Source organism: Pedococcus sp. (assembly GCF_036554925.1).
Lineage (GTDB): Bacteria > Actinomycetota > Actinomycetes > Actinomycetales > Dermatophilaceae > Pedococcus_A.
The window spans coordinates 1-7,317 of sequence record NZ_DATBMI010000059.1 but is presented as its reverse complement, the minus strand read 5'-3'; the positions used below and the strand labels follow the sequence as shown (position 1 = coordinate 7,317).

7 protein-coding genes and 1 pseudogene are annotated in these 7,317 nt (G+C 73.2%); 2 read left to right on the top strand and 6 right to left on the bottom strand.

What is annotated here, in order from left to right; genetic code table 11:
• Positions 1 to 90: 90 nt before the first annotated feature.
• Positions 91 to 777 (bottom strand): LemA family protein, encoded by a 687-nt coding sequence (locus VIB11_RS04715; protein WP_332028848.1) that lies wholly within the window; start codon positions 775 to 777, stop codon positions 91 to 93.
• A 98-nt stretch (positions 778 to 875) separates the two neighbouring features.
• Here VIB11_RS04715 and VIB11_RS04710 point away from each other — a divergent pair, with 98 nt between their 5' ends.
• Positions 876 to 1,736, top strand: a complete 861-nt coding sequence (locus VIB11_RS04710; protein WP_332028846.1) for an SDR family oxidoreductase — start codon at positions 876 to 878, stop codon at positions 1,734 to 1,736.
• Positions 1,737 to 1,787: 51 nt separating this feature from the next.
• Here the strand turns inward: VIB11_RS04710 and pyrE are convergent, their stop codons facing one another.
• The gene (pyrE, locus tag VIB11_RS04705; RefSeq protein ID WP_332028844.1) at positions 1,788 to 2,381 is read right to left on the bottom strand and encodes an orotate phosphoribosyltransferase; all 594 of its coding nucleotides are present in this window, start codon (positions 2,379 to 2,381) and stop codon (positions 1,788 to 1,790) included.
• Between the two features lie 49 nt (positions 2,382 to 2,430).
• On the bottom strand, positions 2,431 to 3,198 hold the full coding sequence (locus VIB11_RS04700) for an SDR family oxidoreductase (protein WP_332028842.1): 768 nt from the start codon (positions 3,196 to 3,198) through the stop codon (positions 2,431 to 2,433).
• Positions 3,199 to 3,233: 35 nt separating this feature from the next.
• Between VIB11_RS04700 and VIB11_RS04695 the strand changes: the two genes are divergently transcribed.
• Positions 3,234 to 4,019: an exodeoxyribonuclease III gene (locus VIB11_RS04695; protein ID WP_332028840.1), complete on the top strand. Its 786-nt coding sequence runs from the start codon at positions 3,234 to 3,236 to the stop codon at positions 4,017 to 4,019.
• Positions 4,020 to 4,111: 92 nt separating this feature from the next.
• Here the strand turns inward: VIB11_RS04695 and VIB11_RS04690 are convergent, their stop codons facing one another.
• The 3 genes and pseudogenes from VIB11_RS04690 to VIB11_RS04680 all read right to left on the bottom strand — a co-directional run.
• Complete coding sequence (locus VIB11_RS04690; RefSeq protein WP_332028839.1) at positions 4,112 to 5,698, bottom strand: MFS transporter; 1,587 nt, start codon at positions 5,696 to 5,698, stop codon at positions 4,112 to 4,114.
• Positions 5,699 to 5,726: 28 nt separating this feature from the next.
• Positions 5,727 to 6,425, bottom strand: coding sequence for an LppX_LprAFG lipoprotein (locus VIB11_RS04685; RefSeq protein ID WP_332028837.1), 699 nt, complete (start codon positions 6,423 to 6,425; stop codon positions 5,727 to 5,729).
• A 69-nt stretch (positions 6,426 to 6,494) separates the two neighbouring features.
• Positions 6,495 to 7,317, bottom strand: a pseudogene (locus tag VIB11_RS04680) (trehalose synthase); the annotation flags it as partial.

Genomic DNA, 7,317 nt, shown 5'->3' with positions numbered 1-7,317 from the left:
ATCGGTGGACGCCGGCTGGTCGGGCGGGAGAGCGACGCGTGGGGACGCGTGGCGGCGGCAAGGTGCCGCGCGGTGAGTCCCGGGTGGCGGTCAGTCCCGGGGTGGCGGTGAGTCCTGCGGGGGGTGGGTGGCGGACGGGGGCGCCGCGGGCGGCAGGGCCGGCTCGCCCGCCGGCGTGCCAGCGGCATACCCGCTCGGCGGCGGGATGGTGGCCTCACGCTGGCCGAAGTCGACGCGCACCGCGTCGCGCTCGGCACCCTCGGCCTCGAAGTACTCCTCGCGGCGGATGCTGAACATCCCGGCGACGACGTTCGACGGCACCGACTCGACGCGGGTGTTGAGCTCGCGGACGTTGGCGTTGTAGTAGCGCCGAGCCGAGGCGATGCGGTCCTCGGTCGAGGTCAGCTCCTGCTGCAGGGCGAGGAAGTTCTGGTTGGCCTTGAGGTCCGGGTAGGCCTCGGCCACGGCGATGAGCCGGCCGAGGGCTGCGCTGAGCAGCCCCTCGCTCTGGGCCTGCTGGCCGGGGCTCTGGCCGCCCGCCATGGCGGCCGCTCGCGCCTTCATGACGTCCTCGAGGGTGCCGCGCTCGTGGGCGGCGTAGCCCTTGACGGTCTCGACGAGGTTGCCGATGAGGTCGTGTCGGCGCTTGAGCTCGACGTCGATCTGTCGCCAGGCCTCCTGGACGAGGTTGCGCAGCTTGATGAGGCCGTTGTAGACGCTGACGAGCCACAGCCCGACCAGCACGACCACGGCTCCGGCGATGATCCACCCGATCATGACGACTCCCCTCCGAGGATGCTGCGGCCGATCCTAGTGTGCGAGACGGCCCCGGCCTCCGGGTTGCGGCCCATCGACACCCACCTGAGAGTGGGCCCATGGCTGAGAACCCCCTGGCGAGCATCCCGGCCCAGCAGCAGCAGTGGCCCGGGACCACGGCCGACCTGACCCCCGTGCCCGACCACGGCGAGAGCGGCTGGACCGGCCGCGACCGCCTGCCCGGCAAGCGCGCCCTGGTCACCGGCGGCGACTCCGGGATCGGCCGCGCCACGGCGATCGCGTTCGCCAAGGAGGGTGCCGACGTGGCCATCTCCTACCTCCCGGAGGAACAGGCCGACGCCGAGGAGACGAGGAAGCAGGTCGAGGCAGCGGGCCGCACCTGCGTCCTGTGCCCCACGGACCAGCGCACCGAGGAGGCGAACGTGACGCTGGCGCAGCAGGCCGTCGACGGCCTGGGTGGGGTCGACGTCCTGGTGAGCAACGCGGCATACCAGATGACGCACGACACGATCGAGGACTTCCCGGGCGACCAGGTGAGGCGGACGTTCGAGACCAACGTCTTCGCGACGTTCTGGCTCGCCAAGGCGCTCGCCCCACAGATGGGTGAGGGGTCGAGCATCGCGATCACGACCTCGATCCAGGCGTTCTCACCCTCGGAGAACCTGCTGGACTACGCCGCCACCAAGGCGGCCCTCAACAACATGATGGTCAACCTCGCCTCGATGCTCGGCCCGCGGGGCATCCGGGTGAACGCCGTGGCCCCCGGCCCGATCTGGACACCGCTGATCCCGGCGACCATGCCGGAGCAGAAGGTCGAGGGCTTCGGGTCGGACACCCCGCTCGGGCGGGCCGGCCATCCCATCGAGGTGGCGAGCGCCTTCGTCTTCCTGGCGTCGGACGAAGCGAGCTACGTGTCGGGCACCGTCCTCGGGGTGACCGGGGGCAAGCCGATCTTCTGAGGCGGTCGGCGTGTTGGACGGGCGCCGCCGGCGACCGCGCCCGGAGGTGCGTCAGGCGAGGCCGAGCTCCCCGAGGCTGTAGACGAAGAGGTAGGGCACGCCCGCCTCGGCCTCGAGCCGCTCGCCCGCGCCGGTGGCCCGGTCGGCGATGGTGGCCACCGCCACGACCTCGGCGCCGGCCTCGCGGGCGGCGCCGACCGCCTCGAGCGGCGACGCGCCCGTGGTGGTGGTGTCCTCGACCACGAGCACGCGGCGGCCCTGGATGGACGGCCCCTCGATCCGCTGCTGGAGGCCGTGGGCCTTGCCGGCCTTGCGCACGACGAAGGCGTCGAGACGCTCGCCCGCGGCTGCCGCCGCGTGGAGCATCGAGGTCGCGACCGGGTCGGCGCCGAGGGTGAGTCCGCCGACGGCGTCGTAGGCGAGGTCGGCGGTGAGCCGGCGCATCACCTGGCCGACGAGCGGGGCGGCCTCGCCGTCGAGCGTGATGCGGCGCAGGTCGACGTAGTAGTCGGCCTCCTTGCCGGAGGACAGGGTCACGCGGCCGTGGACGATCGCCTTGGCCCGGATGATCTCGAGCAGCCGCTCCCGCGGCGACGTGACATCGGTCGAGGTGGAGGTGGCGGTGGCGGTCTCGAGCTCGTTCACGACGCCCACCCTACTGGCGGGCGTCCGGGCCCCGTGGGGGACGGCGGTGTCAGTTCCTGGGGCGATGCACGGTGCGGGCCCGGCTGCGGACCAGCGAGCGCGGCAGCAGGCGCAGGGCAGCGACGATCGCCTTGTACTGCGGGCCCGGCACGGAGATGACCTTGCCCTTGGCCACGTCGTCGAGGCAGTCGCGCACGAGCCGGTCGGAGTCGAGCCACATGAACCGCGGCATCGCCGACATGTTGATCTTCGCGCGCTGGTGGAACTCCGTGCGCGTGAACCCCGGCAGAAGGGCCGTGGCCGTCACGCCGGACCCGGCGAGCTCGGCGGAGAGCCCCTCCGTGAAGGTCGTCACGAAGGACTTCACCGCCGAGTAGGGGCCGGAGGTGATGTAGCCGGCCACGGACGAGACGTTGACGATCGCCCCGTGGCCGCGCTGCCGCATGGCACCGGCCGCGGCGTGGGAGAGGACGAGGACCGCGCGGCCGAGCACGTCGAAGACGCCCTCTTCCTCGCTGATGTCGTTGTCGAGGAAACGCTTCTTCAGGGCGTAGCCCGCGTTGTTGACGAGCAGGTCGACCGGCCGGGCCCGGTCGGCGAGCCGCTCGGCGACCTTGCCGGTCTCCGCGCGGTCGCTGAGGTCGGCCACGAGGATCTCCGTGGAGACGTCGTACTTCGCGCGCAGCTCGTCCGAGACGTTCTCGAGGCGGACGCGGTCGCGGGCCACGAGGATGACGTCGTGGCCGCGCTCGGCGAGCTGGTGGGCGAAGGACAGGCCGATGCCGGACGTCGCGCCGGTCACGAGGGCGGTGCTCATGGGCCCACTCTAGGCGCGGCGCATAGGGTGACCCGGTGCGTATTGCCACCTGGAACGTCAACTCCATCCGCTCCCGCATCGACCGCGTCGAGGCGTGGCTCGAGCGCAGCGACGTCGACGTCCTCGCGATGCAGGAGACGAAGGCCAGGGACGAGCAGTTCCCGTACGACCGGTTCTCGGCGCTCGGCTACGAGGCGGCGCACCACGGGTACAGCCAGTGGAACGGCGTCGCGATCCTCTCGCGCGTGGGCCTCGAGGACGTCCAGGCCGGCTTCGAGGGCGACCCGGGGTGGGGCGAGCCGCTGGCCACGGAGGCCCGGGCGATCGGTGCGACGTGCGGCGGCATCCGGGTGTGGTCGGTCTACGTCCCGAACGGCCGCCAGATCGAGGACCCGCACATGGTCTACAAGCTCCAGTGGCTGGCCCGGCTCAAGGCCCAGGCCGAGAAGTGGATGGCCGCCGGGGCACCCACGGCGATCATGGGCGACTGGAACATCGCACCGCAGGACGACGACGTCTGGTCGATGGAGTACTACCTCGACAAGAGCCATGTCTCACCGGGCGAGCGGGCGGCCTTCCAGGCGTTCCTCGACGCGGGGTTCGTGGACGTCGTGCGGCCGCACACCCCTGGTCCGGGCGTGTACACCTACTGGGACTACCAGCGCCTCGCCTTCGCCAAGCGTCGCGGCATGCGCATCGACTTCATCCTCGGCTCGCCCGCCTTCGCCGACCGCGTCGAGGGCGCCGTGATCGACCGTGAGGAGCGCAAGGGCAAGGGGGCCTCCGACCACGCCCCCGTGGTCGTCGAGCTGCGCGACTGACCGCGCCTGCGCGACTAGACAGGACCTGCGCGGCTAGACAGGACCTGCGCGGCTGACAGCACCTGCGCGACTGTCGGCCCGCGGCGGGCCGTTCACGCCCGGGGGCGGCGCAGGCCGAGCCCCACCGAGGCCACCGCGCCGGTGAACGCCGCCACGGCGGCTCCCGCGAAGACCGACTGCACCTGCACCAGGCCCGCGCCGACCAGGGCTGCGGCGTCGGTCTGGTCGGGCAGGGACGCCACCGCGTCGTAGTACCGGTGCAGCCCCACCGCGGTGAGCAGCGCCAGGCCGACCACCATCCCGACCATCCGGGCGACGACGACGAGGGCACTGGCCACGCCGTGCGCGTGGACCGGTGCGCTGGCGAGGGCGGCGTTGTTGACCGGCGCGAGCGCCAGCCCCACTCCCAGCCCGACCGCGGCCAGCACCAGCGTCGCGTCCCAGCTCGTCAGGGAGCCCTCGCCCCACCCGCTCATGACCCACAGGCCACCCGCGGCGACCGCCAGGCCACCGCCGGCCACGGCGCCGTCGCCCCGCCACCGCACCAGCCCGCCACCACCCAGGGCCCCCACCGGGACGGCCACGAGGAAGCGGACGAGCACCAGCGAGGCGTCCGTGGGGGAGTCGGTCAGGGTCAGCCGCGCCAGCACCGGCACGTCGACGACGACGGCGACGAGGGCGACCCCGACGAGCAGGCTCACCACCAGGGCGCTGCGGGCCCTGCCCCGGACCACGCCACGCGCGACGAGAGGTTCCGGTGACGTGCGGTGCCGCCAGAGGTAGAGCGCAGCCGCGAGCGCGCCGAGCGGCAGCAGGACCAGGCCCAGCGGCCCGACCACCTCGGCCTCGGGGTCGGCGACCGCGAACGTCAGCACCACGCACCCGAGTGCGGCGCCCAGCAGCAGCGCCCCGGGGAGGTCGGCGCGGCGCAGGACCGGCCACCACCGACCCGAGGTCTGCACCGCCCACACCAGCGCGAGGGCGAGCGCCGCCACACCGATGGGCGTGGCCACGCGAGACGTCGACCCCTCGGCGAAGGGGACGAACGCCAGCCCCAGGGTCAGGTGCGTGGCCAGGGCCGCCGGCGCCGCCAGGGCCAGCCCGCCCGCCCCGAGCGCGGACAGGCCCACCACCAGGGGTATGCCGCGTGGCCGGCCCAGGGGGTGGTGGCCGGCCAGCAGGACCGCACCCGCGAGCAGCGACCCGAGGAGCACGTTGAGCCAGAAGATGGCCCGCCAGTCGGCGACCGCGAGGACCGCCGCGCCGAGCACCGGGCCGAGCACACTGCCCAGCTCCTGCACCGCCCCCACGACGCCCAGGGGCGTCCCGCGGCGCTGGGCCGGCCACAGGTCGGCGACGAGCGCGAGAGTGGCCGGGACCAGCCCGCCACCACCGACGCCCTGCACCACACGACCCGTCACCAGCACCGGCAGCTCGACGGCGAGGGCGGTGACCGCGGACCCCAGCACGAAGACCAGCAGGCACCACAGCAGCACCCGCTGCCGCGACACGAGGTCCGCGAGGCGGCCGATGAGCGGCAGGACCGCGATGTAGCCCAGCAGGAACCCGGAGATGATCGGAGTCGCCCGCTGGAGCGCGTCGATGCCGATCCCGACACCGGTCATCATGTCGGTCAGGGCGAGCACGACGACGTACGTGTCCGCCGCCGCCAGGGCCACGGCGACTGAGGCCGTCGCGAGCAGGGCCCTAGGGGCGGGTGATCGCGGCGGCACTCTCGAGCGGTTTCAGTCGCAGCGTGTACGTCGAGGTCGTCCCCGGCCAGAAGGGCCCCTCCAGCACCACCGTGCGCAGCTCGCCACCGGGGACGGTGATGCCGTAGCGGACGTCGTAGGTGCCGGCGCGGTCGCCGATGACCAGCAGGTCGGCCACCGCTGACCCCGGCAGGGTGCCGGAGAGCGTGTCGACGACGTCAGCGCCGTCGCGGGTGCGCTCGCCGGCGGCCAGGCCCTGCGTCTTCCCGACGAGGCTGGTGATCCCGGTCTCGGTGTCGAACAGCGCAGCCGGGTTGGGGGCGCCGTACTCGGCGGGATCGATGCGGTTGTAGTCGGGCGTGAAGAACTTCATGTAGACGTCGTCCTCGACCGCGATGACGTCGACGCTGCCGCTCACGCCGTTGACGGTGGCGTTGAGGGTGCCCTGGAACGACGGCGGGTCGAAGCGGCCGGTGCCCTTGGCCCCGGAGACCCCGACGGCCTTGCCGGGCAGCTTCTCGGACTCCAGCGTGAAGGACACGCTCGGGCTCTTCTCCAGCTGGGCACGCGCCGAGGACAGCCTCTCGCCGGGGGTCTGCTGGCGCGCCTGTGCGCCGGGTTGGTCCCCGCTGCAGCCGGCGACCAGCAGTGACGCCACCAGTGCGGCCGCCATGGCACCACCCCTCACGCGCATGGGCCTCACCGTAGTCGGCCCGGGGCCGCGGACCGGCCGCCGCGCCCATGCGGCATACGACCGGTCTGGTCAGGGACGCGGCAGGTCGTCTCGGCGCACGCGGAACCAGCGGTGGCCGTAGCCGTCGAGCGCCAGCGCGACGGTGCCGTCAGGACCGGGCTCGACGGAGCCGCGCGCCAGCAGGTCCTCGAGCCACGTCGGACCCTCGCCCTCGAGGTCGCGCGGGTCGAGCGCGAAGGCGGCGGTGACGGGGTCGGCCGAGAGGTTGTGCACGGTCACGACCGAGGACCCCTCCCAGTGGCACCGGTGCGCGAAGACCTGGCGCTGCGGCTGCTGCAGCACGGTGAAGTCGCCCCAGCCGAGCTCCGGGCACTCGCGGTAGGTCTGGATCAGGTCGCGCATGAAGTTCCAGAGCGAGTCGGGGTCACGCTTCTGGTCGGCCACGTTGACGTGCTCCGGGCCGAAGCCGTCGGGCACGGGCCGCTGCACCAGCTTGCGGGGCGGGGCGGTCGAGAAGCCGCCGTTGGCGACCGGCTCCCACTGCATCGGGGTCCGCACCGCCATCCGGCCCTCGGCCTCGAGGTCCTCGCCCATGCCGATCTCCTCGCCGTAGTAGAGCGTCGGCGTGCCCGGCAGGGAGAACAGCAGGCTGTAGACCATGCGCACCCGGCGCGGGTCGCCCCCCACCATCGGGGGCAGCCGGCGCTTGAGCCCGCGCGAGTAGAGCTGCATCTCCGGCTCCGGGCCGAACGCGGCGAAGACCTCCTGCCGCTCCTTCTCGCTCAGCTTGTCGAGGGTGAGCTCGTCGTGGTTGCGCACGAACGTCGCCCACTGGCAGTCCTCGTGGATGGGCGGCCGCGACCTGAGCGCCTTCGCCAGCGGGCGGGCGTCC

Excerpts from the sequence above, each read along its gene's own strand:
- VIB11_RS04715 (WP_332028848.1), bottom strand. The coding sequence starts at position 777 with ATGATCGGGTGGATCATCGCCGGAGCCGTGGTCGTGCTGGTCGGGCTG.
- VIB11_RS04710 (WP_332028846.1), top strand. The coding sequence starts at position 876 with ATGGCTGAGAACCCCCTGGCGAGCATCCCGGCCCAGCAGCAGCAGTGG.
- VIB11_RS04685 (WP_332028837.1), bottom strand. The coding sequence starts at position 6,425 with ATGCGCGTGAGGGGTGGTGCCATGGCGGCCGCACTGGTGGCGTCACTG.
- VIB11_RS04700 (WP_332028842.1), bottom strand. The coding sequence starts at position 3,198 with ATGAGCACCGCCCTCGTGACCGGCGCGACGTCCGGCATCGGCCTGTCC.